Below are 26544 nucleotides of genomic sequence, written 5' to 3'. Positions count from 1 at the left end.
TTATGAGCAGACGTTCACGTTATTCAACCAAATCAGAGATCAATATTGTACCTTTGCTAGATGTATTATTGGTATTGGTGTTGATTTTTATGGCTACAGCCCCAATAATAAGCCAAAGTGTTGAAGTTGATCTTCCAGAAGCAACAGAATCAAAAACTGTTTCGCCTTCTGATAATAAACCTATAATTATCGAAGTATCTGGAGTAGGGGAGTATGCAATTATTATAGATCAGAATCGACAATCGAATATTCCTCAAGAGCAAATTGTTGCGGAAGTTAAGCAGCAAATGTCACTTAATGATAAAGCTGTTTTTTTAGTTGGTGGTGCGAAACAAGTTCCTTATGAAGAGATTATAAAGGCTTTAAATTTGCTTCAATCAGCAGGTGTCAAATCTGTTGGTCTGATGACTCAACCAATTTAACTTAATAATTATTAAATATAAAAATGTCAGCAATGTCTAGTAAGTTAAACTCAAAATTAAGTTTACCGGTTATCATTTCCATTCTTTTACATGGCATATTAATTATTGCCTTGGGATATAAGTTTGTAAGTGATACTGGTGAAAACTATGGTACTATCAATGGTAATTCGATTGATGCTATCATGATTGATCCATCGGTTATGACCGAACAATATCAAAGACAATTGCAGACTAAAACTAATCAACAAAAAGCAGATCAAAAGAGTCAAGAACTTTTAGATAAACAAATAAAAGAACTCACTGAAAAAGCGGAAGCAGAGAAAGCAGCTGCAGAAAAAGCTGCCGCTGAAAAGGCAGCAGTAGAGAAAGCCGCCGCTGAAAAGGCAGCAGCAGAGAAAGCTGCCGCTGAAAAAGCCGCTGCAGAAAAGGCAGCAGCAGAAAAAGCAGCAACTGAAAAAGCCGCTGCAGAAAAGGCAGCCGCAGAAAAGGCAGCAGCAGAAAAAGCTGCCGCTGAAAAGGCAGCAGCAGAGAAAGCCGCCGCTGAAAAAGCAGCAGCAGAAAAAGTCGCCGCTGAAAAGGCCGCGGCAGAAAAAGCAGCAGCAGAGAAAGCTGCCGCTGAAAAGGCAGCAGCAGAAAAAGCTGCCGCTGAAAAGGCAGCTGCAGAGAAAGCTGCCGCTGAAAAGGCCGCAGCAGAAAAAGCAGCAGCAGAGAAAGCTGCCGCTGAAAAAGTAGCAGCAGAAAAAGCTGCTGCCGAAAAAAAAGCCAAACAGAAGGCTGAGCAAGCTAAAAAAGATAAAGCTCTCAACGATCTTTTAGGTGGGCTTACCTCAGGAACACCAAGTTCTGGAGGAGCTGCCAGTCGTAAAGGTGTATCCGATGGTGAGCTAGATAAATATAAATCGTTAGTACAAAATGCAATAAGTAATAAATTTATTAATCCACCAAATGTTTATCGTGGCAAAACTTGTGAATTACAAATTCAGATAGCACCTGATGGACTATTGCTTAATGTCACTTCAAAAGGTGGTGATGCTGATCTATGTAGAGAAGCGCTTGCTGCAACTAAATTAGCGGTTATACCAAAACCAGCAAGTAGTTTTTATAGTGAAGTAAAAACCATGAATATCGAATTTCAACCAAAGTAAATAATTTGATAGTTATCTGATTTTTAAAATTTATTTATGTTATGTCATTTATTGATGAATAAATATTCCGCATCTTGATAATCTGATATTGAAAATTTACTAATCACCCCAATATATTCTCTATTCATTTCCGAATTAAGTTTTTATGTAAAAGAAGGAGCAGAATATGACAACAATTGTCAGTGTTCGTCGTGAAGGTCAAGTCGTTATTGGTGGCGATGGACAAGTTACATTAGGTGAGCGCATTATTATGAAAGGTAATGCTCGTAAAGTTCGCCGATTGTACAACAACAAAGTGATTGCAGGATTTGCTGGAGGTACTGCTGATGCTTTTACGCTATTTGAATTATTTGAGAGAAAGCTAGAAATGCATCAAGGTCATTTAACTAAGGCTGCTGTAGAGCTAGCTAAAGATTGGCGGACAGATAGAATGCTTCGTAAATTAGAAGCACTACTTGCCGTTGCAGATGAAAGCGCATCGTTGATTATCACCGGTACTGGAGATGTAATTCAACCAGAAGATGATTTGATAGCGATTGGATCTGGTGGACCTTATGCTCAAGCAGCTGCAAGAGCCTTATTAGATAATACCTCATTATCTGCACATGATATTGTGCAAAAATCTCTATCAATAGCGGGCGATATTTGTGTTTACACAAATAACTTCCAAACTATTGAAGAGCTTAATTACTAATTAATCTGATTTAAGAGAAATACTACTATGTCTGAAATGACTCCTCGCGAAATTGTAAGCGAACTAAACCAACATATTATTGGACAAGATAAAGCAAAACGTTCTGTTGCCATTGCTTTACGTAATCGCTGGCGTCGTATGCAACTTGATGAAGCATTACGTCATGAAGTTACGCCAAAAAATATTCTTATGATCGGCCCTACAGGGGTAGGTAAAACTGAAATTGCTAGACGATTAGCTAAATTAGCTCATGCACCTTTTATTAAAGTAGAAGCTACCAAATTTACTGAAGTTGGTTATGTCGGTAAAGAAGTTGACTCGATTATTCGAGATCTTACTGACTCTGCTGTGAAAATGATTCGCCAAGAAGCTATCGAAAAAAATCGTAATCGAGCTGAAGAACTAGCTGAAGAGCGTATTTTAGATGTGCTTGTTCCACCAGCTAAAGATGGTTGGGGGCAAGTTGAAAATAATAATGATTCAACAGCTAGACAAGCATTTAGAAAAAAATTACGTGAAGGTGCACTTGACGATAAAGAAATTGAAATTGAAGTAGCTGGCGTCAATATAGGTGTAGAAATTATGGCTCCTCCAGGTATGGAAGAGATGACTAACCAACTACAGTCGATGTTCCAAAATTTAGGTGGTCAAAAAACTAAAGCGCGTAAAATGAAGATCAAAGATGCCTTCAAACAGCTAATAGAAGAAGAGGCTGCGAAGTTGGTTAATCCTGATGATCTTAAACACGAAGCCATTGAAGCTGTTGAGCAAAATGGAATTGTATTTATCGATGAGATCGATAAAGTGTGTAAACGAGGTAATTCATCTGGACCGGATGTTTCTCGTGAAGGTGTGCAACGCGATTTACTACCACTTGTTGAAGGTTGTACCGTTTCAACTAAACATGGTTCAGTAAAAACTGATCATATTTTGTTTATTGCATCGGGCGCGTTCCAAACTGCTAATCCATCAGATTTAATTCCTGAGTTGCAAGGACGTTTACCAATTCGAGTTGAATTACAAGCGTTAACAAGCGAAGATTTTGAACGAATTCTAACTGAACCGAATGCATCATTGACAGTCCAATATAAAGCATTAATGGCAACTGAAGGTGTTAATATTGACTTTACACCAGATGGTATCCGTAAAATTGCTGAATCTGCATGGCAAGTTAATGAACAAAATGAAAATATTGGTGCTCGCCGTTTGCATACAGTGCTTGAACGTTTAATGGAAGATGTCTCTTTCGAGGCCAGTGAATTGGGTGGTCAAACTATCACAATTGATGCTAAATATGTTAGTGATCATCTAGATAAGCTTGTTGCAGATGAAGATTTGAGCAAGTTCATTTTATAATAAAAGATGTTGTTAAATTAAAAGGTGAGTTAGATAACTCACCTTTTTTATCTTTATTATTTAGTTAATGAGAAATTTATTTCTTTAGTAATCCGCCTAATATATCGACTGCTTTAGACTTTAATTTGTCTTTGTCTTTGTCTTTGTCTTTATCCTTGCCATTGCGATTTTCTAATTTATCACGTAGTTTATCTAAACGCTGTTGTAATTTATCACTAAACACATCGGACAGTATTTGAGCTATATCTAACTGATAGCGTAAATTAGAAAACTGACCATATATACGTAGTGGTATAGTCACTTTCTGTAATTTGGCAATGGTGTCGCTTTTACTATTCCAACCACCAAGCAACTTGATATTTAAATTAACATCCAAATCATGATTAAGCATTCCCACTTTGCCTGAACCACTTATTATATCTAAGGTTTCTGAATTGGCATTGAGCAAATTAAGTTCTATATTACCTTGATTTAAATAAGCATTGGTGTTGATTTTATGAAACTCAGTATATTTCTTTTGATTACCCGATTTGTCATTGCCGTTGCCATATTTTGCAGCTGCACTTTCGATAATATTTTGAATATTAATGTTATTCAATTTAGCATTGGTAATGACGATATTCGCATTACCTTTGAGACTTTCTAATAATTTATTTGTTGTTAAGCTATTGGTTTCTAATATCCCTGAAGCATTAAATATACCATCTAGATCATACGCCATATCCATTTGGGTAAAAAAAGAATTTAAATTAATATTGTTAATTTTGGTATTAAGTTTAATCTGCGGTGTTTTCTGTTTGCCGTTAGCAGTGCCAGTTGCGGTTATATGTCCATTAGCAAAATCAAAATTTAAATCTTTAAATGTCGCTATTCCATCCTGATTATCAACGTTTAGTTTAACATTGTTCATGATGATTTTATTTGCTTTAATTTCCTTGATATTTATCGTTGTTTTGCCATCAAATGCATTAAGAATACTTAATTGATTATTATCTTTGGCAACACTAGAAACAACAGGTGAAGTTTGTTGTACGGGAATGTCTTTGTTTGATTTTGCATTTTGTTGTAAAAAAGGCGTTAAATCTAATTTTTCTGAACTCAATTGTAAATCGACGTATGGTTTATTATCAAAACGAGTATTGATTTTACTGGTAAAATTATTGTCATTAACGGAAAAAACTAAGTTTTGGCTATTTAATTGCTTAGGGCTTTTTTGATAATTAAATACACCAGTTGCACTTCCTTTGAGTGCTTTGTTTGAACTCGCAATGCCGTTATAGCTGTAATCTAACTTTTTAAGGTCGATAATGGCTTTTTCTGGGAATTGAGTTAAATCGACATTGGCATTAACCGAATAAAATAGATCTTGCTGATTTTTATCAATATTTCCTTTTAATTCGATTGAAAGATTCTTATCGTTATTTTGTTCTAATAACAAATTGATATTTCTGAAATTTATCAAATCATTATTATATTGTAAGGCCACCGTACTATCGGCTATTTCAAATTTATTTAAGCTGAATTTCCAATTAGATACATTCTTTTTATTTTCAGATATATCTGTGTTTGGTTGCGATGGAGGAGTTAGAGTTTGGGTATATTTTTTAGCATTATCACCTTTACTTTCGTCAGTAATATTGATTAATGCTGATTTGATAAATACATTTTTAATCGCTAAATTTTTTGAAAAAAGCGGTAGAAGTTCAACATCAAGTCGCATATTGTCTGCAGTTAATAGCGGTTTTGTTGCACCGTTATCAGATAATTTAACTGCATCAGTTAAGATGCTGACCTGAGGCCAGATATGCCAGCGTAAGTCACCTTCAATAGTTAATTCATAACCAGTTTTATCTTTTACTGTTTGAGATATATATCCGCGAAAATGATTTGGATCAACAAACACAATAAGAGAAACAATGCTGATAACAATAACCAAAATTAAGATAAATAGAATAACCAGTATCTTTTTTATCATATGAATGTTCCTATATTAAGGTGATAAATGTTATTAATCTTTATCAATACGACTGGCAACAGCGCCATGTTGGTCTTTATATTTAGCATCTTGTCTTCGATTATATGGTCGTGCAGCTGGGCCACTAAGGGTTTCAAAACTTAGTGCACCAATGGTCATACCTGGTCTTAATGCTACTGGGATTTTTCCAGAATTGTAAAATTCTAAAACGATTTGTCCATGCCAGCCTGGATCAATGCGATGGGCAGTAACGTGAACCATAAGTCCTAGACGCGCTAACGATGAACGCCCATCTAACCAACCAACTAAATCATCAGGGATGGTTACCGATTCAAGCGTTACGGCTAAAGCTAACTCGCCAGGATGTAAATAGAAAGCATCACCTTCAGATAGTATCATCTCTTCGCTCATGACACGCTCTAAAACAGCAGAAACTTCTTCTTTTGGACCACTTAAATCAATATAGGGGGTAGTATGTTCTTTAAAAGTACGAAATTGATTACCAAGTCGAACGTCAACAGTTGCACCATTAATACAACTCAGTTCTGGTTGTGGCGTGATTTTTAATTTACCACTATCTAAATATGCTTCAATATCACGGTCACATAATCTCATAAGTTATCCTTAATTCTGCTTTTTAACGTATTCTAGCAGGTTCTTTTGTTGACGTCGATGTTGGTAAATTAAGGTTTGATAACCCAAGCTCGGCCAAAATGATTATAGTAACCAGCTTGTTTACCAGCTTTATCACCAATGCCTAAATAAAGATCAAAATGATGGCCTTTAATTGCACCACCAACATCAAGTGCCACCATCAATCGTACTTCTCGTCTACCACGATACTGACCATCATTATCGAGAAGTGGTACATCCACTAATACGACAGAACCTGTTGGTACTAATAATTTATCTGATGCCACTGAAGCATTAGCAATTAAAGGTACTGCGGCAGATCCTTTTACTTCAGCATTATATTGTGGTTTAAAAAAGACAAATGATCGATTTTGAATCAATAGCGTTTTAAGTTGTTTTTCACTTTTATTTTTAGCCCAATTTTTAATTGCTTGAATGGACATATCTTCCTTGGCTATTTCTCCCTGCTCAACTAATAAACGCCCGATACTTGAGTAACCGTGACCATTTTTACCACCATAACAGAAGAAAACTAATGGTGTGCCATCTTCAAAATCAATATAGGCACTTCCTTGTACTTCCATTATAAAGTTATCCATTAATGAATTACTGTAAGCAATTTCGAGCCCTTTACCGGTTAATGCTCCATTATAGATTTGTTCACGACTTGGTAAGCGACCTTTAGACTTAGCTGGCATTCTATAAATTGGATATTTAAATTCACCGGTTGGTTGGTGTCTAGCTTTGATTACCGGAGTATAATAACCAGTTAAATGAACATTGCCATATCCATCTTTACCTGCCATTTCATAGCTTTTTAGCCCTACTTTATGGAATTCTGCTGAACCTAGCGAACGATTAATCCAAGCGTCAACGGCTTTATAAATATGTTCATTTCTCTGATACAGCGAAGGTGATGTTGTTCTTAATTTTTCAATTTGAATAGTATAATCAGAAATATTGACTGGAACGGCTAACAGGGGACGGCTGATATTGAAATCATTGGATAGTTTTCCATCTCTAAATTGCTTACTTTTTGCATTTGAATCACTTTGACAGCCAGTTAATAATGATAGAATTAATAAAATAGATAATATGAAAATATTAGATTTACAGTTGTTTTCTTTCATTTTGAATAATTTATTGTAGTTAGTTATATGATATAGATGGATATGCTACACAATTATATTATAAGAGACTATCAATAATTATTAGAATGTCATAAAAAGTTTTGATAACGATTCAGCTTGCGATTTAAGGCTATTAACTTTATAGTCATCTATTCCACATAAAATAGAAAATTGTAAAAACGATAGGTAATCAATAAGATGAACACTACGTCTTCAAATCAAGATCTTAAGCGAAATCTCTCCAGCCGACACATTCAATTAATAGCAATTAGTGGTGCAATTGGTACGGGTTTATTTATGGGCTCAGGAAAGACGATTAGTCTTGCTGGACCATCTATTATTTTTGTCTACATGATTATTGGGTTTGTTTTATTTTTCGTTATGCGAGCTATGGGCGAAATTTTATTGTCCAATTTGAATTATAAATCTTTCAGTGATTTTGCTAACGATTTATTAGGTCCGTGGGCAGGTTTTTTTACTGGTTGGACCTATTGGTTTTGTTGGGTTATTACTGGAATTGCTGATGTTGTGGCTATCGCAGGATATGCACAGCATTGGTTTCCTGAGCTACAAGCGTGGATCCCGATGCTACTTACTGTCATCGTTCTATTAACCTTGAATTTGTTGACGGTAAAAATGTTTGGTGAAACTGAGTTTTGGTTTTCGATGATTAAAATTGTCGCTATTTTAGCTTTAATTGCTATTGGACTTGTTTTAGTTGTTACCGCCTATCATTCGGAACAAACTAATACTACTGCTGCATTTTCTAATCTTTGGCAATATGGTGGTTTCTTCCCTCATGGTACTATGGGTTTTTTTGCAGGTTTCCAAATTGCAATTTTTGCTTTTGTCGGGATTGAGTTAGTTGGAACGACGGCAGCTGAAACCCTCGATCCGAATAAAAATTTACCTCGAGCGATCAATTCCGTGCCAGCCCGTATTATTTTCTTCTATGTCTTTGCGTTGATTATCATTATGAGCGTAACGCCTTGGCAGTTTATTTCACCAAATAAAAGTCCATTTGTTGAGTTGTTTACGTTAATTGGCTTACCTGCTGCAGCCAGTATTATTAACTTTGTGGTACTTACTTCAGCTGCTTCTTCTGCTAATAGTGGTATTTACTCAACCAGTCGAATGTTATTTGGCCTTGCTAAAAAGCAGGATGCACCTGAACCATTTGGTAAATTATCAAGACGTTCTGTTCCTGCTAATGGCTTGCTATTTTCATGTACTTGCTTGTTTGGTGGGGTAGTACTGATTTATTTAGTACCTAATGTTATGGAAGCATTTACCATTGTAACGACTATTTCTGCAATATTATTTATGTTTATTTGGTCGATGATTTTAATTTCTTACATTGCCTATCGTCGTAAAAAAGCTAAATTACATCAAGAATCACAATTTAAGATGCCGGGGGGCGTTTTAATGTGTTTTATTTGCCTTGCTTTTTTTGCTTTTGTGATTGTGTTATTAACTTTTGAAACAGATACTTGCCAAGCACTTATGGCAACACCTATTTGGTTTGTTATTTTAGGTATTAGTTACTATATTCGATCATTAAAACGGGTATAACTTTTAATTCTTAGTCGGCAGGTTGCCTGCCGATTATCTCCTCATATCTTATTTTTTTGTTTGGTTAGGCCAAATAACACTCGCAATAATACCTAACAATAATATACCTAATACCACATAAAGACTGGTGGTTGGGCTAATACTAATTCCATAACCAAATAGATGTTCAGTTGCATTTAAAGCAAGTTTTGCGGCAATAAAAAATAATAGGCAAATTACTGCTTTACCTAAATGAACAAGATATTGTTGCATTGCCTCTAAAACAAAATACATGGTTCGTAAGCCTAAAATAGCGAATATCATTGCACTATATACAATTAATGGCTCTTGGCTAACCGCAATTACTGCAGGGACCGAATCAAATGCAAACATAACATCACTTAACTCAATCACAACGATACACAAGAAGAGTGGTGTTGCATATAATGCACTTTTGGGCATTTTGTTGATCAGTTCACTATTCTCTGGTTTGGCTAGTTCTATGTTGAGTTGTTTTTGCGTTAATAAGAAATGGTGCCCGACTATTTTAGGGTAGGAAGGAAAAATACGTTTAGCAATACGATAAGCAAAATGTTCTGAATAATCTTTTATCTCATCATCATTGCCTTGGTTTTTTAGCATCATCAATCCAGTTAAGGCAACCACGACAGAGAAAACCAGCTCCATCCAAGGCCCTAAGGATAATAGACCAGTACCAATAATGACAAAAACAGCTCGGAAGATGATTGCACCAATTACTCCCCAATAAAGTAACCGATGTCGATAATTGTTGGGGATAGCAAACCAAGAAAACAGTGCCATAATAACAAATAAATTATCAACAGAGAGTGCTTTTTCAAGTACATAACCAGTAATAAACAGGCTAGCTATTTCACTACCGTGATGTATATACAGATACAGCGCAAATCCTAACGCCACGAAAATCCAAAATAAAGACCACATAACTGCACTAGTTAAGCTAATGGGCTTATCATTATGATGAGCGTATAAATCAATTATAATCGCAGCTAAAGCCAAAACGATAAACATCAGCACGGTTTCAATGGGAAAGCCTAATGAATGTTGAATCATAGCTATGTTACCTATATTAAGTTATTTTTTTGAAATAAATAGAAAAATATTATGAGTATTGATATTTGGAACATATTTTTAAAAGTGATTGAGTATATATTGATAGGCCAAGCAAAAAAAGATATATTTATCATCTTTACTTAACTATCATTATTCAATACTCATGTGAGCATACGTTCATGACTAATATAAAGGTATCTTTTTTCTTCATTGTTACTTTTTTTTCATGTTTATTACCAGCACAGTCAGTGGAACCATATATCTCATCCTTACCTAAAGGAAGTGATTTATCCATTTTAGTGCAAACTGTTGAGGGAAAACCTAAAACTTTAGCAAAATACAAAAGTGATCAATTTAAACAACCTGCTAGTACGCAAAAAGTAATAACGGCATTAGCTGCACAACTTGAACTTGGTGACAATTTTCGGTTTATTACTGGTATGTATACCAATGGTTCTCTAAATAATAAACAGCTTAGTGGTGATCTTATTATCAAGTTGAGTGGGGATCCAACTTTTAATCGTGCTAGGTTAAAGAATATGTTTACCGCTTTACGTCAAAAAGGCGTAGAAAAGATCTCAGGTAATGTTATTTTAGATACTTCTATTTTTGCTAGTCATGATAAAGCAGAAGGTTGGTCATGGAATAATTTAACTGCTTGTTATAATGCCCCTGCATCGGCTGCAACAATTGATGATAATTGCTTTGTTGCAAGCATTACTCCAGGTAAAACCGGTTCCAAAGCTTCGATATCAGTATCACCTAATATACCGGTTATGGTTACTGGTGATGTCAGAACAATTGCTGCCAATAGCAAAGATTTAAATGATAGATATTGTGAACTTGATGTTAGTGCTGATAAAAATCGTTACCATTTATCTGGTTGTATCGCGTCGAATGCTGATAAAACACCATTAAAGTTTGCGGTAATTGATCCAACCGAATATTTTTCAACAATTTTAAAAAATGAACTAAAACAACAAAAGATTACTTTTAATGGTCGAGTTGTTGAAAGAAAACAAAAAGCAGCAGGTGGGTTAACATTACTGACTTCCAGTCAATCAGCGCCACTTTCAGAGTTATTAACCGTCATGCTCAAAAAATCAAATAATTTATATGCTGATACTATTTTTAGAACCTTAGGTGCGCATTATTATAATGTGTCAGGAACTTGGCGTAATGGTGGTGATGCGGTAAAACAAATTTTACGTAAAAAAGCCGGAATTGATTTAGAAAATTTAGTTATTGCCGATGGTTCTGGTTTATCACGTCTAAACTTGGTTAGTGCGAATAAATTAATGGAGATTTTGCAATATATTTCTGTACATAATAATCAATTAGCTTTTATTGAAAAATTACCGATTGCTGGCGTAGATGGAACGTTACAAAATCGTAAAAGTTTTAATCAAGCTCCATTTAAAGAAGCAGTTATGGCTAAAACGGGTTATATTCAAGGTAGCTATAATTTAGCTGGGTTTATTCAAAAATCAGATGGTCGTTATATTGCCTTTGTTCAGTTATTATCCGGCTATCGAGCTGATAGTCAAGGTGAGCCAAAAAATGGTGCAATTATGCGATTTGAATCTGAATTTTATAAAAACTTTATTAATTAATATATAGAATTAGTATAAGGGCGATGTTTAATCGCCCTTATATTTTTAGTTAGAAATTATCCGCTAGGAAGCCACCACTTTGATGTTTCCAAAGTTGTGCATAAAGACCATTTTTACTGAGTAATTCTTGATGTGTTCCTTGTTCAATGATTTTACCTTGATCTAAAACGATTAATCGATCCATTGCTGCGATCGTTGATAAGCGATGGGCAATAGCAATAACCGTTTTACCTTCCATTAAGGTATATAAACTTTCTTGGATGGCTTGTTCAATTTCAGAATCCAGTGCACTTGTAGCTTCATCTAATAACAGTATTGGTGCATTTTTTAAAATAACACGAGCAATAGCGATCCGTTGACGTTGTCCGCCAGATAATTTAATTCCTCGTTCACCAACAAAAGCATCGTAGCCGGTTCTACCATTAGCATCAACTAAACCTTCAATAAAACTGTCAGCATGGGCTTTTTGGGCAGCGATTATCATCTCTTGTTCAGTAGCATGATTATTTCCGTATAGTAAATTGTCTCTTACTGAACGATGTAACAGAGACGTATCTTGGGTTACCATACCAATTTGAGCACGTAAACTCTCTTGATTTACTTTAGTAATATCCTGGCCATCAATGGTGATCTCACCATGTTGTAAATCATAAAATCGCAACAATAAATTGATTAATGTTGATTTGCCAGCTCCAGATCTGCCAACTAAACCAATTTTTTCCCCAGGTTTGATGGTTAAATTTAAATTCTCAATAATTGCATTATTTAGTTTTTCATCGTAACTGAAATCTATCTGTTTAAATTCAATTTTACCTTCAGTTACTTTAAGTGTAGGTGCATTTGGTTGATCAACAACCGTTTTCGCTGCAGAAAATGTATTAATACCATCTTTAACTACGCCAATGTTTTCAAATAGTGAAGCCATTTCCCACATAATCCAATGTGAAAATCCATTTAATCTTAGCGCTACTGCGGTTGTGGTTGCAATTGCACCGACACCAACGAAATCATTGCTCCATAACCATAATGATAAGCCGGTAGTGCCCAGTACTAGGAAAATAGACAATAAATGATTAACAATTTCAAAGCTACTGACTAAACGCATTTGCTTATTAACTGTAACCATAAATTCATCCATCGATTCTTGTGCATATTTTGCCTCATTACCTGCATGAGAAAACAGTTTTACCGTCATGATATTTGTGTAAGCATCTGTTACACGGCCAGTCATGGTTGAACGCGCATCTGCTTGCATACTTGCTACTTTACTTAATCGTGGAATGAAGTAATACATAGCAATGCCATAAAAAAAACACCAGACTATAAATGGAACTAATAACCAAAGATCTAATTGACCTATGATTGTTGCCATGGTGACAAATGAAATTAGAACATAAATAAAGATATCAGCGACTAAAAAGCAAGTATCTCTTACAGCAAGTGCAGTTTGCATGACTTTTGCTGATATTCTACCGGCGAATTCATCTTGAAAAAAACGCATGCTTTGATTTAGAACTAATCTGTGCAAATTCCAACGCAAACGCATTGGAAAATTTCCAGCTAAGCATTGATGCTTAATGATGGTTTGTAAGGCAATAATAATCGTGCTAGCTAATATAATGATGGCAAATACGATTAAAGTTGTTTTTTCTTGTTGCCAAAATTGATTTGGTGATACAGCAGCAAGCCAATCAACAACTTTACCAAGTGCTGCATATAAAAATGCCTCAAATGCACCAGCTAGCGCACTCAATATTATTAATAGTAATAAGAAACAGCGAGTTCCTTTAGTGGATTGCCAAATAAAGCTAAAAAAATCTTTAGCCATTGGTTGTGGTTCATCTTTGGGATAAGGTGATACCAATTTTTCAAAAAATCGATACATAGTTGACCTAATTAGTTAAAAGGTTATTCACTGATAATTTATCAATGATATAAAAAGTGAGGTTTGTGTTGCTAAATACTTATTGCTGTAGTTGCAAACATAAATCTGAAATTAGTAAATTAAAATCACTTGAATATATACCTATTAAACTGATGTTATGTGTTATGAAAAACGTAACGTTTTGAGGAAAGGGGGTTTTTATACTTTCCTCATGTAATAAATTATATCTTGAAAAATTTTAGATTACTAATAATTGTCTTAAAAGACATCTTTGATAACTTGCACTACTCGGCCGACAATGTTGTATTTTTCAAAATGAGCTTTAGGTACTTCAATTGTTGGGTATTGATCATTATTACAGATTAATATCCAATTACCGAGAGTTAAGCGTATTTTTCTTAATAATGTAAAATTTTCATATTCTAATAAATAAATAGCACCATCAATAATTTCGTTTACATCGGTATTAATAATTAAGCCGTTATTATTTTCGATATCAGGCGCCATCAAATCACCTTTAGCCCAGTAAAGAATTAATTTTTTAATATCTAAACCGCGATGAGATGCCCAACCTTCAATTACAGGATAATTCATCACAGGAGGAGTTTCGCGAACATAACGTTGGTTTTGTGCTTCTTCTTTAGTTGGTAACTGTTTTTTATAAACGGGAATACGATAGATATTTTCATTATAGACTTCATCATCATCTTTAGGATTTAAAATTTCTAGCTTATAACCTGTTGCTAACCAGTTAAATGATACGTTACATTTCTCGGCAATCACTTCTAAACGGGTCAATGATGGATAAGTTTTTCCTGACAAATAATCACGAATTACTGTTTCTGACATATCACATTTTTTTGCAAAAGCGGATACAGATAGACCTTGCATTGAAGTATGGAGTCTGTCTTTAAAAGTTTTGACATTTTTATTTTTAATCATATTTATTTTTGTCTCGTTTTTATTTATTCATCCGATTTATGATTATATTGTATTTTTTATGAGTTTTATATAAGTGATTAAATGAATATTCTTAACATTATAGTTTTTAAATATGAATATTCTTTAAAGTTCGTTTTATATTTTGTTATTTTATTGAATTTTCATATAAAAACAAACGTTTTTTGTTTTTTTAATAAATTTATTTCGTTGTTTTTTTTGTTGTATTTCTTTGTTTTTCCGCGAGGTTGTTTTCCGATTTATGGGCTAAAAATGGCTTTTTTTAGTGAGTAAGTATTGAATAAATATGCTTAAATTACATTTGTGTCATTTTCTGTTTGTTTTGTTAATATTTTATTAACGCTATTTATTATTCGTGTAAATTTGATTATTTTCGCTAAAATCCAAATAAAAACGTTGACTGAGGCGAAAAAAAATGGATAATAAGCTGCGTAAGGATTTTTCATTGTTTTCTTTCCTTATATTCCTTATATTTCATGTTGGCCTGCATAATTTTTATGCAGGTCTTTTTTTTATTTAAAATTAACTTGTCATGAAATCCCAGTTTAAAAAGAGTATAATTAATCCCATTATTTAAAATCTATTTGCTGAGTAACAGAGTCCAAATAGAGATATATCTTTAAAAGAGGTTTTAATTATGTCATTTAGCATCCCACATCTTTTGGTCTTTCTAGCTGTAGTTGTGTTAATTTTTGGAACCAAAAAATTACGCAATTTAGGTTCTGATCTTGGCTCAGCATTAAAAGGTTTTAAAAAAGCAATGAATGATGATGAAGTTGAAACCAAAAATGATAATAAGCTTGATAAGCAATAACAAAATATTGATATGAAAACGCAATTCGATGTCGCCATTGTTGGTGGTGGGTTAGTTGGTTTGGCTACAGCCTGTGCATTAAGCAGATACGATTTAACGGTAGCCATTATTGATACTAAAGTTGATGAATGGCAAGATTTTAAGTTTGATGACATAGGTATAAGAGCGTCGGCGATAAATGGTGCCAGCCAGAGATATTTTTCTCAAATTGGTATTTGGCATGATCTTTGTGCTAGCAATCGAGTTCATTCATTTAGTGAAATTGGTGTCTGGGAAAAGAATGGTTTAGCTCATCTTTCGGCTCATGCTAAAGATTATGGTTATGAAAATCTCGGCTATATTATTGAAAATAATCTCATCGCTTACCATTTGTATCAACTTGCGGCAGCAACAGATAATATTACTATTTTCAATCAGGTGGCTATAGATAATAATTATACTGATGATTATGCCTTTTTGACCTTAGCAGATAATACGACTTTACAAGCTAAATTAATTATTGGTGCTGATGGTGCTCATTCTTGGTTACGTAGACATGAAAAAATATCAGTATTTGAGCGTAATTATCTTCACCACGCAGTGATTACTACTGTTGAAACACAATTCCCTCATCAAGCATGCGCCAGACAGATTTTTTACCCGAATGGTATTGTTGCATTTTTACCGCTTTGGCAAGCTAATAAAAGCTGTTTGGTATGGTCAACTAAACCTGCACAAGCAGAAATTTTAACTTCGCTGACAGAATCTGATTTTTGCCACGAATTGTTCAAATTAGCAGGTGATAAAGTAGGGCAATGTCAGTTGGTTAATCCACGAATGGTCTTTCCATTAAAAGCTCGTTTTGCCAAACAATTTATTAAACACCGATTAGCCTTAATTGGTGATGCAGCTCATACTATTCATCCATTAGCAGGACAAGGCGTTAATTTAGGTTTTCAAGATTCTGCATTGTTGGTGGCTACTATTAAAAAGCTTATTGATGAGCAAAAAGATATTGGTTTAGTGGAAAACTTAAAATCATTCCAATTTACTCGTCGTAAAGATGCATTAGTGATGCTAACAGCTATGCGAACGATCCAAGATATGTTTAATGGGGATAATGCCTTTAAAAAGATGGTTAGAACGGTTGGTATGAATGCTATTGACAACTTTTCACCAATAAAGAAACAGTTGATCAAATACGCCATGCAAATTTAATTTATTACTCATCCTGTATTTGTGAACACAGGATGAGTAGCTATTATTTGAAAGATATTTGATAAGAAGTTGGTATAAATGGTGACGATGGAATTCGTAACGGCCAATAAGGATCTTTCAATAACCCTCGACCAATTCCAACTAAATCAGCATTCCCAGTGCTTAGCACATAATCGGCAACATAAGGATCTTCAAGCATACCAACAGTGATAATCGGTAAATCGGTTACCTGTCTAATTGATCGGGCTAAATAAACTTGGTAACCAGCATGAAAATCAGGTGTGCGTTCTGGATCCAGTTTTCCATCTCCACCACCACTAACATCTAAAACATCGGCACCAGCTTGAGCTAATCGTTTGGCAATTTGGCAGCCATAATCAATATCATAACCGTTAGTACCGTATTCTTTAGCCGAAAAGCGCACAATTAATGGCATATCTTTTGGCATAACAGATTTTGCAGCTTTAATAACTTGTTCAGCGAATAATAATTTATCTTGACCATATTCATCGGTTCTTAAATTCGTTTTTGGCGAACAGAATTGGTGAATTAAATAACCATGAGCACCATGTAATTCAATGGCATCAAAACCTGCTTCCACTGCTCGTTTCGTTGATTGTTTAAATTTTTCGATGATGTCGATAATTTCATCTTTGGTTAATTCTCTTGGCATTTGGTATTGCCATTCCGGATTAGCTTCGACATTGCCATCATAGCGGGTTGCAGAACATGAAACCACATCAGACTCACCTAAAGCTTTTCGACCAGCATGGGCAATTTGAATAGCAATTTTACCATTTTGTGCATGAACAGCATCGACAATACCTTTCAGTTGATCTCGTTGTTTATCATTCCATAATCCCAAACAGTTAGGTGTAATTCGCCCATTAGGCGCTACATTGGTCATTTCTAAAATAATTAAGCCGACACCACCAATCGCCCGAGAAACGTAATGAACAAAGTGCCAATCATTAGCTACCCCATCTTTTGCTTGATATTGACACATTGGTGGCATAACGATGCGATTTTTGAGTGATAAATTTTTTACTTTAAATGGCGTATTAAGATAAGATATTTTTGCCATAAGTAACTCCTGTTTTAATAATGGTTCAAATACTAACTAGTTATATTAACAGATAAATAATATATGGTGTTTAATATCTGAAACTTAAAGAGGATAATGGTTAAAAACCCCGTTCCTCAAAATTTTTAGTTTAATTAAGCCTTATGTTTAGGATGGTGAACGGTTTTAAGATAATAGATCCAACAGAGTATACCTAAGAGTCCTAAAACGGTTCCGGAAATAATTATTGCTATCCAACCATAATTGCTATACAAGTAAGTAGAAGCAATAGAGCCTAACATACCACCGATAAAATAACTGACCATGTAACCAGTATTCATACGGCTACGAGCTTCTGGACGAATTTGATAAATAGCATTCATATTGGATACATGGGTAACTTGCACAGCAAAATCTAATAAGATTACACCAAAAATTAAGGCCACGAGAGAATACTTGGCAATAGAAAGCGGTAGCCAAGCAGCAAGTAATAATGTCAAACCAATGGAAGTGGCTAACCAGCCTTTTCCTTGATCTGATAATTTGCCTACGATGGGGGAACCTAATGCGCCTGCTGCACCAGCCAAACCGAACAAACCAATAATAAAGTCAGAATAATGATAAGGAGCATCACTTAATAAGAAGGCCAGCGGTGTCCATAATAATGAAAATAAAGCAAAGGAAATAATCGCTAACAATGACCTGATGCGTAAAACAGCTTCTTGTTTGTACAATGAACCAATTGACAATAACAGTTGGAAATAGTTAATGTCGATGTTGTTTTTATAAGTTGGTAATGATAACCAAAGTAATAAAGTGACTAAGGTCATAATTGACGAGGCAATCCAATAAACATAATGCCAATCGGCTATTGATGAAACAAAACCCGCAAATGTTCTACCTAGTAGAATACCAAGTAACATACCGCTCATTAGTGTGCCGACAATTTTACCTCGATGTTCAGGACGTGATAGCGTTGCAGCAAAAGGAATGAGTACTTGGGCAACGGTCGAAAATAGGCCTGTCATTGCAGTACCTAATATCAACATCCATAAATGCTTTGATATCGCACTAATTATTAGTCCACAGATTGATAATATCATTAATGTAAGTATTAGCTGTTTACGTTCAATTTTATCTCCGAGTGGGGTGATAAATAGTAAACCAACAGCATAACTAAATTGAGCTGCCATAATGATTAAACCTGCATGTTTAACTGCAATATGTAAATCATCAGTTATTGAGTGTAATAGCGGTTGTGCATAATAATTACTGGCAACTGTAATGCCAATGGCAAAAGCCATTAAAAAAACTAACCACGCAGATAGCCCTTGGGATTGTTTGCGACTCATAGTAAAAAGATAAGAAAATAAATAATGACTAATTATATATCAAAAGTTTATTAGATACTGTTAAATAGTGGTGTTTAAGCTAATTGATTCAATAAATTATAAACAGGCGTAGCTAAGCCAATTTTGGTATTCTCCGAGTTAAGTTTATACCAATAACCATTTGAATCCTCCAAACACTTAGTGTTATTTTTCATCTCACAGTAAATTGGGATAATATCTAAGTGAAAATGGCTAAACGTATGACGAAAGGCTATTAACTGTTTAGGTTTGCTGGTTTCAATACCATGCGTTTCCAGCCAGTCAGTTAATGCTTGCTCGCTTGAGAATTGTGGTAAGCAATATAAACCGCCCCAAATCCCAGCCGGAGGTCTTTTTTCTAGCCAAATAGCTTTACTATTTTCGAGCATTAAAAAATAGGCCATTTTTTCAGGTATAGTTTTTTTAGGTTTTTTGGTTGGATATTGTTGCCAACTGTCACTCTGATAAGCAAGGCATGAGTAGTTTAATGGGCATAAATTGCATTTTGGTTTCGAACGTGTACAGACCATTGCACCAATATCCATCATTGCTTGATTAAATTTTGCAACGTTATGTTTAGGCGTCACTTGTTCACTTAATTGCCAAAGTTGATTCTCAACAAATTTATTCCCTGGCCAACCTTCTATTGCAAAAGATCGGGTTAAAACTCGCTTTACATTGCCATCAAGTATCGGGTAATGTTGATTTTGTGATAGAGATAAAATGGCACCAGCGGTTGAACGCCCAACTCCTGGCAAGGCAATCACATCTTCAAATTTAGTTGGAAATTTGCCATCAAAATTTTCAGCGATAACCTGTGCTGCTTTATGTAAATTGCGTGCCCTAGCATAATAGCCCAGTCCGGTCCAAAGATGTAATATATCGTCAATTGGCGCTTTAGCTAAATCAGTAATTTTAGGGAATTGTGCAATAAAACGCTTAAAGTATGGAATAACCGTTGCTACTTGTGTCTGCTGTAACATGACTTCGGATAACCAAACATGATAGGGGCTTTTTTCAATTTGCCATGGTAGTGATTTTCTACCGTACTGTTCATACCAATCAAGTACAGCATTTGCAAAATTTTTTGTCATGCTAGTCATTACATAATAGCGGTAATTGAATCACTAGGATAACAGCCAAGTACTTTGGTATATAAAGTGATTGCAGCTAATTCTTTAAGCGCGACTTGCATTTCATAATCATGAACATTACCTTGTAGATCAATATAAAACATCTCTTCCCATGGTGTACCATGGATAGGTCGTGATTCAAGTTTTGTCATAACAATATTATGATTACGTAAAACGGATAGGGCATCAACTAGAGCACCTGCTTGTTGGCCAGTTTTCATTAAGATCGTGGTTTTAGCTGGAATTTGTTCGGAAACTTCGATTGGATCGCGCGCTAAAACAATAAAACGGGTAATATTCTCTTTTTGATTAGCAAAATTGTGCTCAAGAACCTGTAAACCGTATAATTCCCCCCCGTCTTTGTTACCCATAGCAGCAATATTAGGTTGATTTAATTTAGCAACAGTTTCCATTGCTGATGAAGTGCTATCACAATAAACGATTTTCCAATGTGGATAATTTTCTAGGAAATTACTGCATTGTTGGAAAGGTTGCGGGTGGCTATAAATGGTATCTATTTGCTCAAGTTTAGCACTAGGAATGGCTAAAACGCAGTGATCAATCGGTAATGATAGTTCACCAATAATATGTAAATTGGTTTTTTGTAACAAATCATAAACTTCATTGATAGAGCCGGAACTAGAATTCTCTATTGGCAAAATTCCATAATCAACAACTTTTGATTCGATCTTTTCAAACACATCTTTAAACGTACTGCAGCTTGATTCAGTTAACTGATCAAAGTGGGTACTCGCATAACGGCGGGCTGCTGAATGTGAATATGATCCTTTGGGTCCTAAAAAGGCAATATTTGCTGAGGAAATAGCCCCTTGATTCAATTTTTCTTGTAAAAGTTTCTGTTGTAGTAGCACTGAATCTTCAATAATAATTTGATACAGGCGCTTAATTAAAATATCATCAAGATTGTATTGTTTACCTTGTTCGATTAATGCCTTAATGAGTGAGCGTTCACGAGCTAAATCACGTAAAGGTATGTTAGCCGCTATTTTAGTTTGAATAACTTCGGTTGAAACTTGACGTCTTTCAGCAAGGATTTCAATTAATTTTTGATCGAGTCGGTTAATTTTTTCGCGTAAAGGCAATAAAGGATTGGTAGTCATATTCATTAATATAATAAAAAATAGATGGGCAATATTATAGCAAGCTAAAAAATAAAGGCACTATTAAAGTGCCTTTTTATTACTTTTGAATTATTAATTAATATTCTTCTTCAACTACTGTATTTTTTATACTGTCAAATGCACGGCGAGATTCGCCTTTATGTTGGATTTTATTCAGTTGTTTTTCAAGTTTAGCAACTAAATCATTAATTGCAGCATACATATCTGAGTGTTTAGCGGAAGCAACTAGTGGAGAACCTTTGGTTGCAATTGTCGCATCAACAATAAATCCATCAGGTTCTTTAGATAAAATAAAGTGAGGGTTAATTAACAGTGCTCTCCATTTATCTAATTTCGAAAACTTATCTTCTAGATAGCTACGAATTGCAGGGGTAATATCCATTTGTTTACTGGTAATACTTAAAGTCATAATTGACCTCCACTATGTTTACTTACAAATTGAGCTAATATAATTATTCTATTGATTACATTGACAAATTTTTTGCAATTCGTCAATAGGTTATTTCAATTTGATTAAACTTTTTGTGAACTTTGTCTAAAATAATGAATCTCTAGTTACGATTAACCTTTGTGAAACTGCTTTTAAACTATTTTTTATTATATACTGTAGTTTATTTGTGTTAATTTGAAGTATAAGTTGTGTTATTTAATGAGGAATATGTGAACTATTTAAATAATGTTAAGATTGTTTTAGTTGAAACTTCCCATACGGGTAATATGGGTTCTGCAGCTCGTGCAATGAAAACCATGGGATTAACTAATCTCTGTTTGGTTAATCCGATAATAAAGCCAGACTCTCAGTCTATTTCACTGGCAGCTGGAGCCAGTGATATTATCAAACAGGCACAAATATTTTCCTCTTTAGAAGAAGCTGTTGCGGATTGTTCTTTAGTTATTGGTACTAGTGCTCGGCCACGAAGCCTACAATGGCCAAATTTAACACCAAAAGAGTGCGGGGATAAAATAATTGCCGAAGCTTCTCATCATGCTCAAGTGGCTTTAGTTTTTGGTCGTGAACGAGTTGGGTTAACTAACGATGAATTACAAAAATGCCACTTCCATGTCGGTATACCTGCTAATCCTGACTATAGCTCTTTAAATTTAGCAATGTCAGTACAAGTTCTTTGTTACGAAATCAGGATGTCGATGTTGTCTGCTCAAGACGCATTATCACAATTAGTTGATCAGAATGTAAATGACATACAATATCCTAAAGATGAAGATATTGAACGATTTTATCAGCATTTAGAGCAAACCTTATTACAAACAGGTTTTATTAATCCTAATCATCCGGGACAAATTATGGGGCGTTTACGAAGATTATTTACTCGTGCCCGTATTGAACAACAAGAACTGAATATATTAAGGGGAATTTTAACCTCAATAGATAAAAAATAATTAATCTATCCCCTAGTAATTTTTTATTAAATCTAGGGGATTTTAGGTTTATTGCATTAACTTTTTTTACGCCAAGTTGTGCCGTTAGCACCGTCTTCTAAAATAATATTCATTTGATTGAGTTTATCTCGTGCTTCATCAGCTAAAGCCCAATTTTTACTAGCACGAGCATCATTACGTTGTTTAATTAAAGCTTCAATGAGTTGTGTTTCACTATCATCCTGATTACTACCTTGTAAAAATTTAACTGGATCTTGTTCAAGTAAACCAAGTACAGAAGATAAATAGCGTAATTCAGCAGCAAGTTCATTGGCTAATTGCATATCATTTTCTGCTTTAGCTTTATTTATCTCTCGAGCTAAATCAAATAAGGTTGAATATGCTTCTGGAGTATTGAAATCATCATTCATTGCCTGACAAAATTGTCGATAATAATCACTATCAGGCGTGTTATGTGGATAATTAGTATCAGTATCTCGTAAAGCAGTATAAAGTCTTTCTAAAGCAGTTCTAGCTTGCTTTAAATTTTCCTCACTATAATTAAGCTGGCTACGATAATGACCTGATAATAAAAAGTAACGCACAGTCTCTGCATCATAATGCTCTAATACATCACGAATGGTGAAAAAATTATTAAGTGATTTAGACATCTTTTCTTGGTCAATCATCACCATACCTGAGTGCATCCAGTAATTTACATATTGACCATTATGGGCACAGGTTGATTGGGCGATTTCATTTTCATGATGTGGGAACATTAAGTCAGATCCGCCACCATGGATATCAAAATGATTGCCTAACTGATGACTATTCATAGCCGAGCATTCAATATGCCAACCTGGTCGGCCTTTACCCCATGGAGAATCCCAACTCGGTTCGTTAGGTTTTGACATTTTCCAAAGCACAAAATCCATTGGATTGCGTTTTACATCAACGACATCAACGCGCGCGCCTGCTTGTAACTGTTCTAAATTTTGACGTGATAAAATGCCGTAGTTAGGATCACTATCGACAGAAAACATGACATCACCATTATCAGCGATATAAGCGTGCTCTTTTTTAATTAACTCTTCGACAAGCTGGATAATTTGCGGCATATGACGAGTTGCTCGAGGCTCTACATCAGGTCGTTTTATATTCAGTGCGTCAAAATCGGCATACATCTCTTTTAACATGCGATCCGTTAATTCATCACAGGTTTCGCCATTTTCAAGCGCACGTTTAATGATTTTGTCATCAACATCGGTAATATTACGCACATAAGTCAGATCGTAACCTAAAAAACGTAAATAGCGAGTAACAACATCAAATGCAACAAAAGTACGACCATGGCCAATGTGGCAAAGATCATAAATGGTAACGCCACAGACATATAGTCCAACTTTATTAGCTGTAATAGGTTGAAATATCTCTTTTTCTCGAGTTAGTGTATTAAAGATTTTTAACATTATAAATTACTGCTCATGTCAGATTGTGATTAATCGTTAATATAACAAAAATCAGAGTATGGCGGAATGACTTTTGCTAATCTTAAAGATTAAAAACAGTACAAATAGTGATTGTATTAAAATTGTTTATGGTTTAATCAGTGCAGATTAAAATTGTTAGAAGAGGATTTGATTGAATTTGATATAAAATGACGAGTAAATGTCCTCGTCATTTTATTAAATAATTTTATTTTATTAACCGATAAATATAAATCAATAAAATAGCGCCAAGAACCGAAATAAATAAACTTGGGAAGTTAAAACCAGTTACACTACCCCAACCGAAGAATGTACTAATGTAACCACCAACTAATGCACCAGCCACACCAAGTAGAATGGTTTTAAGCACACCAACTTGTCCTAACGGCATAAAAAACTTAGCAATCCATCCAGCAATTAATCCTAGAATAATCCAGCTTAAAATACCCATGATAGTTTCCTTCGTCTAATTAAGTTAAAAGTTACTTTTTGTATAGCTTAAAACATATTGAAGATGAAAATAATCGTTGTGAAAGATATAACTAATTAATAAAACGTAATATTTACAGCTTTAAAAAAATTGTTATCAAAGAATGAAGAAAAATGATTAATACTAAGAACTGTGTAGCGATAAATGTATGTCACAGCATTACCTACAATAGCCTTCCATACAAATATTGAGTGTAGTTTACAATTATTTTTTCAAATATTCTAGAAATTTTTAGTATTGCTTAAGTGAAGATTAATATCATTATTTACAAGGAGCGATAATATAATCGCTCCCATTAAGTCATTATTCAAAAATAGTTTTGTGTAAAACTTTGATCACATCTTCTGCATCATTACTTCTTGCTAGTAAGCAAAGATTATGCGTGCTAGCACCATAACAACATAGACGAATAATAAAATCATCTAAAGCACCGAAAACTTCTTTTGCTATACCTTTAGTTGAGGTCAGATTATTACCAATTATAGCAATCAACGCTAAATCTTCTTCAACTTCAACATGGCAAACCGTTGATAACTCATCAAATAACGCTTTAGTTAATAAGCTGTTACCATTGGTATTTGTGCCTGTGGTATCAATGGTTAATGCAATGCTGACTTCAGAGGTTGTCACTAAATCGACCGAGATATTGTGTTTAGCCAATATAGTAAATACATTAGCTAAAAAGCCTTGTGCATGTAGCATATTTAAACTGGTTAAAGTCAATAATGTCTGTTGACGACGAAGTGCTAATGCTCTGAACGAAGGTAATGAAGATTTAATACTATGAGTATTATAGACAATAGTTCCTCCGTCTTGTGGTGCTTTGCTTGATCCAACAAATACCGGAATATTGCTACGCACTGCTGGTACTAGTGTTGCTGGGTGCAAAACTTTAGCTCCAAAAGTAGCCATTTCAGCGGCTTCAGCAAACGATATTTCATCAATACGTTTTGCAGCAGAGGTAATCCGAGGATCAGTGGTATAAATACCAGCAACATCGGTCCAGATATCAATTTGAGTAGCATTTAATGCTTCGCCAAGTAAAGCCGCTGTATAATCGCTTCCGCCTCGGCCTAAGGTTGTGGTTTTACCTGAACTTTCACTGCCAATAAATCCTTGAGTAACGACGATAGTTTCTGGATTGAGGGATTTTAAATGTGCACAACAAAGTTGTTTGATTTCATCAATTTTTGGTACTGCTTTACCAAATTTATCATCGGTTCGCATTACTTTACGGACATCAAACCAAATGGCATTTTTTTGTTGATGTTTTAGTATTTCAACAAACAGTTTTGATGACATTATTTCACCATGGCTAACTAATTCATCGGTTAATGCCGGTGAGGTTGCTAAACTTGCGGCTTCAGATAATGAAGCAATATTGGCAATAATTTGGTCAATTTCAGTGCGTAGAGCTTGATTTTCAGGTAGATTTTCTAAGATATTATATTGAATTGATTGAATTTTGGCGATGTGTTTTGCTCTGACATTGGCATCACGACCCTCAGCTAATGCTACCAATAAATTGGTTATACCTGCTGAGGCAGATAATACGACAACTTTGACATTAGGATTAGCTAGAACAATATTGGCACTGTTGACCATTGCTGGATAATCTGCAACGCTAGTACCACCAAATTTAGCAATTATAAATGATGTTTCCATGGATTCCTCATATTAAAAATTCTTATTTTTAACAGAGATAGAGCGGGCATGCCTTACTACCGTTTAAAAAACACATACCGTGAAGCGCTCCACCTGTTAGGGTGACAACCCAAGGGATTCAGCCCTTGTAGCCGATTCAATTGCTTTCTGGAATAACAATCGAACCTCGGCATTACACCCCCTTAATCATCTTTTTACGGTTCCAGTTCCTAAAATGATCTACCTGAGTAATGCGCCTCTTCTTTTTTTTGTAATATTGGTTACAAAATCAGTGTTATATAGGATTAACGATTTAACCAAGTGTGTCAATAGCTTAAATATTAAAAAAAATTATTGGTCTGGCTTAAAAT

General features: G+C 34.7%; 23 protein-coding genes and 1 riboswitch. Of the genes, 9 read left to right on the top strand and 14 right to left on the bottom strand.

Going from position 1 to position 26544, the window contains the following annotated elements; all coding sequences use genetic code 11:
- Positions 1-2: 2 nt before the first annotated feature.
- From tolR to hslU, 4 genes are all read left to right on the top strand, one after another.
- Positions 3-422: a colicin uptake protein TolR gene (gene tolR / locus AC5LWZ_RS10390; RefSeq protein WP_306243546.1), complete on the top strand. Its 420-nt coding sequence runs from the start codon at positions 3-5 to the stop codon at positions 420-422.
- Positions 423-454: 32 nt separating this feature from the next.
- Positions 455-1567 carry a cell envelope integrity protein TolA gene (gene tolA, locus AC5LWZ_RS10385; protein ID WP_493463652.1) on the top strand — a complete coding sequence of 371 codons (1113 nt, stop codon included), beginning with the start codon at positions 455-457 and terminating at the stop codon, positions 1565-1567.
- Positions 1568-1733: 166 nt separating this feature from the next.
- Positions 1734-2261, top strand: coding sequence for an ATP-dependent protease subunit HslV (hslV, locus tag AC5LWZ_RS10380; RefSeq protein ID WP_025316169.1), 528 nt, complete (start codon positions 1734-1736; stop codon positions 2259-2261).
- Positions 2262-2288: 27 nt separating this feature from the next.
- A complete protein-coding gene (hslU, locus tag AC5LWZ_RS10375; protein WP_110447264.1) occupies positions 2289-3617 on the top strand; it encodes an ATP-dependent protease ATPase subunit HslU in 1329 nt (442 codons plus the stop codon).
- Between the two features lie 76 nt (positions 3618-3693).
- On the opposite strand, the gene asmA is transcribed toward hslU, so the two are convergent.
- The 3 genes from asmA to mltA all read right to left on the bottom strand — a co-directional run bounded on the left by asmA (position 3694) and on the right by mltA (position 7355).
- On the bottom strand, positions 3694-5592 hold the full coding sequence (gene asmA / locus AC5LWZ_RS10370; protein WP_493463651.1) for an outer membrane assembly protein AsmA: 1899 nt from the start codon (positions 5590-5592) through the stop codon (positions 3694-3696).
- A gap of 33 nt (positions 5593-5625) precedes the next feature.
- Positions 5626-6207 (bottom strand): dCTP deaminase, encoded by a 582-nt coding sequence (dcd, locus tag AC5LWZ_RS10365; protein ID WP_065650757.1) that lies wholly within the window; start codon positions 6205-6207, stop codon positions 5626-5628.
- 68 nt (positions 6208-6275) lie between these two features.
- Positions 6276-7355, bottom strand: coding sequence for a murein transglycosylase A (mltA, locus tag AC5LWZ_RS10360; protein WP_493463650.1), 1080 nt, complete (start codon positions 7353-7355; stop codon positions 6276-6278).
- A gap of 198 nt (positions 7356-7553) precedes the next feature.
- On the opposite strand from mltA, the gene cycA reads away from it, so the two are divergent.
- Positions 7554-8927: a D-serine/D-alanine/glycine transporter gene (gene cycA, locus AC5LWZ_RS10355; RefSeq protein ID WP_110447267.1), complete on the top strand. Its 1374-nt coding sequence runs from the start codon at positions 7554-7556 to the stop codon at positions 8925-8927.
- A gap of 48 nt (positions 8928-8975) precedes the next feature.
- Here the strand turns inward: cycA and AC5LWZ_RS10350 are convergent, their stop codons facing one another.
- A complete protein-coding gene (locus AC5LWZ_RS10350) occupies positions 8976-9998 on the bottom strand; it encodes a TerC/Alx family metal homeostasis membrane protein (RefSeq protein WP_110447268.1) in 1023 nt (340 codons plus the stop codon).
- A gap of 179 nt (positions 9999-10177) precedes the next feature.
- On the opposite strand from AC5LWZ_RS10350, the gene dacB reads away from it, so the two are divergent.
- A complete protein-coding gene (gene dacB / locus AC5LWZ_RS10345; protein WP_493463649.1) occupies positions 10178-11611 on the top strand; it encodes a serine-type D-Ala-D-Ala carboxypeptidase in 1434 nt (477 codons plus the stop codon).
- Positions 11612-11660: 49 nt separating this feature from the next.
- On the opposite strand, the gene AC5LWZ_RS10340 is transcribed toward dacB, so the two are convergent.
- Positions 11661-13496, bottom strand: a complete 1836-nt coding sequence (locus AC5LWZ_RS10340; RefSeq protein ID WP_493463648.1) for an ABC transporter ATP-binding protein — start codon at positions 13494-13496, stop codon at positions 11661-11663.
- Positions 13497-13754: 258 nt separating this feature from the next.
- The gene (locus AC5LWZ_RS10335) at positions 13755-14438 is read right to left on the bottom strand and encodes a LexA family transcriptional regulator (protein ID WP_110447271.1); all 684 of its coding nucleotides are present in this window, start codon (positions 14436-14438) and stop codon (positions 13755-13757) included.
- A gap of 655 nt (positions 14439-15093) precedes the next feature.
- On the opposite strand from AC5LWZ_RS10335, the gene tatA reads away from it, so the two are divergent.
- Together tatA and AC5LWZ_RS10325 are read left to right on the top strand one after the other, a co-directional pair.
- Positions 15094-15270 (top strand): Sec-independent protein translocase subunit TatA, encoded by a 177-nt coding sequence (gene tatA / locus AC5LWZ_RS10330; protein ID WP_081300038.1) that lies wholly within the window; start codon positions 15094-15096, stop codon positions 15268-15270.
- A gap of 12 nt (positions 15271-15282) precedes the next feature.
- Positions 15283-16467, top strand: a complete 1185-nt coding sequence (locus AC5LWZ_RS10325) for an FAD-dependent monooxygenase (RefSeq protein ID WP_493463647.1) — start codon at positions 15283-15285, stop codon at positions 16465-16467.
- A 43-nt stretch (positions 16468-16510) separates the two neighbouring features.
- Here the strand turns inward: AC5LWZ_RS10325 and AC5LWZ_RS10320 are convergent, their stop codons facing one another.
- The 5 genes from AC5LWZ_RS10320 to raiA all read right to left on the bottom strand — a co-directional run bounded on the left by AC5LWZ_RS10320 (position 16511) and on the right by raiA (position 21584).
- Positions 16511-17551: an NADH:flavin oxidoreductase/NADH oxidase gene (locus AC5LWZ_RS10320; RefSeq protein WP_493463646.1), complete on the bottom strand. Its 1041-nt coding sequence runs from the start codon at positions 17549-17551 to the stop codon at positions 16511-16513.
- Positions 17552-17685: 134 nt separating this feature from the next.
- The gene (locus AC5LWZ_RS10315) at positions 17686-18882 is read right to left on the bottom strand and encodes an MFS transporter (RefSeq protein WP_493463645.1); all 1197 of its coding nucleotides are present in this window, start codon (positions 18880-18882) and stop codon (positions 17686-17688) included.
- Positions 18883-18956: 74 nt separating this feature from the next.
- Entirely contained in the window at positions 18957-19994 is a 1038-nt protein-coding gene (gene mutY, locus AC5LWZ_RS10310) for an A/G-specific adenine glycosylase (protein ID WP_493463644.1), read from the bottom strand.
- Between the two features lie 8 nt (positions 19995-20002).
- Entirely contained in the window at positions 20003-21154 is a 1152-nt protein-coding gene (pheA, locus tag AC5LWZ_RS10305; protein ID WP_110447275.1) for a bifunctional chorismate mutase/prephenate dehydratase, read from the bottom strand.
- 97 nt (positions 21155-21251) lie between these two features.
- Entirely contained in the window at positions 21252-21584 is a 333-nt protein-coding gene (gene raiA / locus AC5LWZ_RS10300) for a ribosome-associated translation inhibitor RaiA (RefSeq protein ID WP_110447276.1), read from the bottom strand.
- Positions 21585-21892: 308 nt separating this feature from the next.
- Here raiA and trmJ point away from each other — a divergent pair, with 308 nt between their 5' ends.
- Positions 21893-22573, top strand: coding sequence for a tRNA (cytosine(32)/uridine(32)-2'-O)-methyltransferase TrmJ (gene trmJ / locus AC5LWZ_RS10295; RefSeq protein ID WP_493464202.1), 681 nt, complete (start codon positions 21893-21895; stop codon positions 22571-22573).
- 56 nt (positions 22574-22629) lie between these two features.
- Here trmJ and cysS read toward each other — a convergent pair whose 3' ends face one another.
- The 3 genes from cysS to lysC form a co-directional block, all read right to left on the bottom strand.
- Positions 22630-24021 carry a cysteine--tRNA ligase gene (cysS, locus tag AC5LWZ_RS10290; protein WP_493457076.1) on the bottom strand — a complete coding sequence of 464 codons (1392 nt, stop codon included), beginning with the start codon at positions 24019-24021 and terminating at the stop codon, positions 22630-22632.
- A gap of 226 nt (positions 24022-24247) precedes the next feature.
- Positions 24248-24490, bottom strand: a complete 243-nt coding sequence (locus AC5LWZ_RS10285) for a GlsB/YeaQ/YmgE family stress response membrane protein (protein ID WP_065578554.1) — start codon at positions 24488-24490, stop codon at positions 24248-24250.
- Positions 24491-24832: 342 nt separating this feature from the next.
- Positions 24833-26194, bottom strand: a complete 1362-nt coding sequence (gene lysC, locus AC5LWZ_RS10280; protein ID WP_198247433.1) for a lysine-sensitive aspartokinase 3 — start codon at positions 26192-26194, stop codon at positions 24833-24835.
- Positions 26195-26268: 74 nt separating this feature from the next.
- Positions 26269-26443: riboswitch (Lysine riboswitch) on the bottom strand.
- Positions 26444-26544 lie beyond the last annotated feature (101 nt).

This window comes from Gilliamella sp. LMG 34362 (genome assembly GCF_984569125.1).
Note: the sequence above shows the minus strand (reverse complement) of the source record. Positions and strands in the feature narration are given on the sequence as shown.

Excerpts from the sequence above, each read along its gene's own strand:
- tolR (WP_306243546.1), top strand. The coding sequence starts at position 3 with ATGAGCAGACGTTCACGTTATTCAACCAAATCAGAGATCAATATTGTA.
- tolA (WP_493463652.1), top strand. The coding sequence starts at position 455 with ATGTCTAGTAAGTTAAACTCAAAATTAAGTTTACCGGTTATCATTTCC.
- hslV (WP_025316169.1), top strand. The coding sequence starts at position 1,734 with ATGACAACAATTGTCAGTGTTCGTCGTGAAGGTCAAGTCGTTATTGGT.
- hslU (WP_110447264.1), top strand. The coding sequence starts at position 2,289 with ATGTCTGAAATGACTCCTCGCGAAATTGTAAGCGAACTAAACCAACAT.
- asmA (WP_493463651.1), bottom strand. The coding sequence starts at position 5,592 with ATGATAAAAAAGATACTGGTTATTCTATTTATCTTAATTTTGGTTATT.
- dcd (WP_065650757.1), bottom strand. The coding sequence starts at position 6,207 with ATGAGATTATGTGACCGTGATATTGAAGCATATTTAGATAGTGGTAAA.
- mltA (WP_493463650.1), bottom strand. The coding sequence starts at position 7,355 with ATGAAAGAAAACAACTGTAAATCTAATATTTTCATATTATCTATTTTA.
- cycA (WP_110447267.1), top strand. The coding sequence starts at position 7,554 with ATGAACACTACGTCTTCAAATCAAGATCTTAAGCGAAATCTCTCCAGC.
- AC5LWZ_RS10350 (WP_110447268.1), bottom strand. The coding sequence starts at position 9,998 with ATGATTCAACATTCATTAGGCTTTCCCATTGAAACCGTGCTGATGTTT.
- dacB (WP_493463649.1), top strand. The coding sequence starts at position 10,178 with ATGACTAATATAAAGGTATCTTTTTTCTTCATTGTTACTTTTTTTTCA.
- AC5LWZ_RS10340 (WP_493463648.1), bottom strand. The coding sequence starts at position 13,496 with ATGTATCGATTTTTTGAAAAATTGGTATCACCTTATCCCAAAGATGAA.
- AC5LWZ_RS10335 (WP_110447271.1), bottom strand. The coding sequence starts at position 14,438 with ATGATTAAAAATAAAAATGTCAAAACTTTTAAAGACAGACTCCATACT.
- tatA (WP_081300038.1), top strand. The coding sequence starts at position 15,094 with ATGTCATTTAGCATCCCACATCTTTTGGTCTTTCTAGCTGTAGTTGTG.
- AC5LWZ_RS10325 (WP_493463647.1), top strand. The coding sequence starts at position 15,283 with ATGAAAACGCAATTCGATGTCGCCATTGTTGGTGGTGGGTTAGTTGGT.
- AC5LWZ_RS10320 (WP_493463646.1), bottom strand. The coding sequence starts at position 17,551 with ATGGCAAAAATATCTTATCTTAATACGCCATTTAAAGTAAAAAATTTA.
- AC5LWZ_RS10315 (WP_493463645.1), bottom strand. The coding sequence starts at position 18,882 with ATGAGTCGCAAACAATCCCAAGGGCTATCTGCGTGGTTAGTTTTTTTA.
- mutY (WP_493463644.1), bottom strand. The coding sequence starts at position 19,994 with ATGACAAAAAATTTTGCAAATGCTGTACTTGATTGGTATGAACAGTAC.
- pheA (WP_110447275.1), bottom strand. The coding sequence starts at position 21,154 with ATGACTACCAATCCTTTATTGCCTTTACGCGAAAAAATTAACCGACTC.
- raiA (WP_110447276.1), bottom strand. The coding sequence starts at position 21,584 with ATGACTTTAAGTATTACCAGTAAACAAATGGATATTACCCCTGCAATT.
- trmJ (WP_493464202.1), top strand. The coding sequence starts at position 21,893 with ATGGGTTCTGCAGCTCGTGCAATGAAAACCATGGGATTAACTAATCTC.
- cysS (WP_493457076.1), bottom strand. The coding sequence starts at position 24,021 with ATGTTAAAAATCTTTAATACACTAACTCGAGAAAAAGAGATATTTCAA.
- AC5LWZ_RS10285 (WP_065578554.1), bottom strand. The coding sequence starts at position 24,490 with ATGGGTATTTTAAGCTGGATTATTCTAGGATTAATTGCTGGATGGATT.
- lysC (WP_198247433.1), bottom strand. The coding sequence starts at position 26,194 with ATGGAAACATCATTTATAATTGCTAAATTTGGTGGTACTAGCGTTGCA.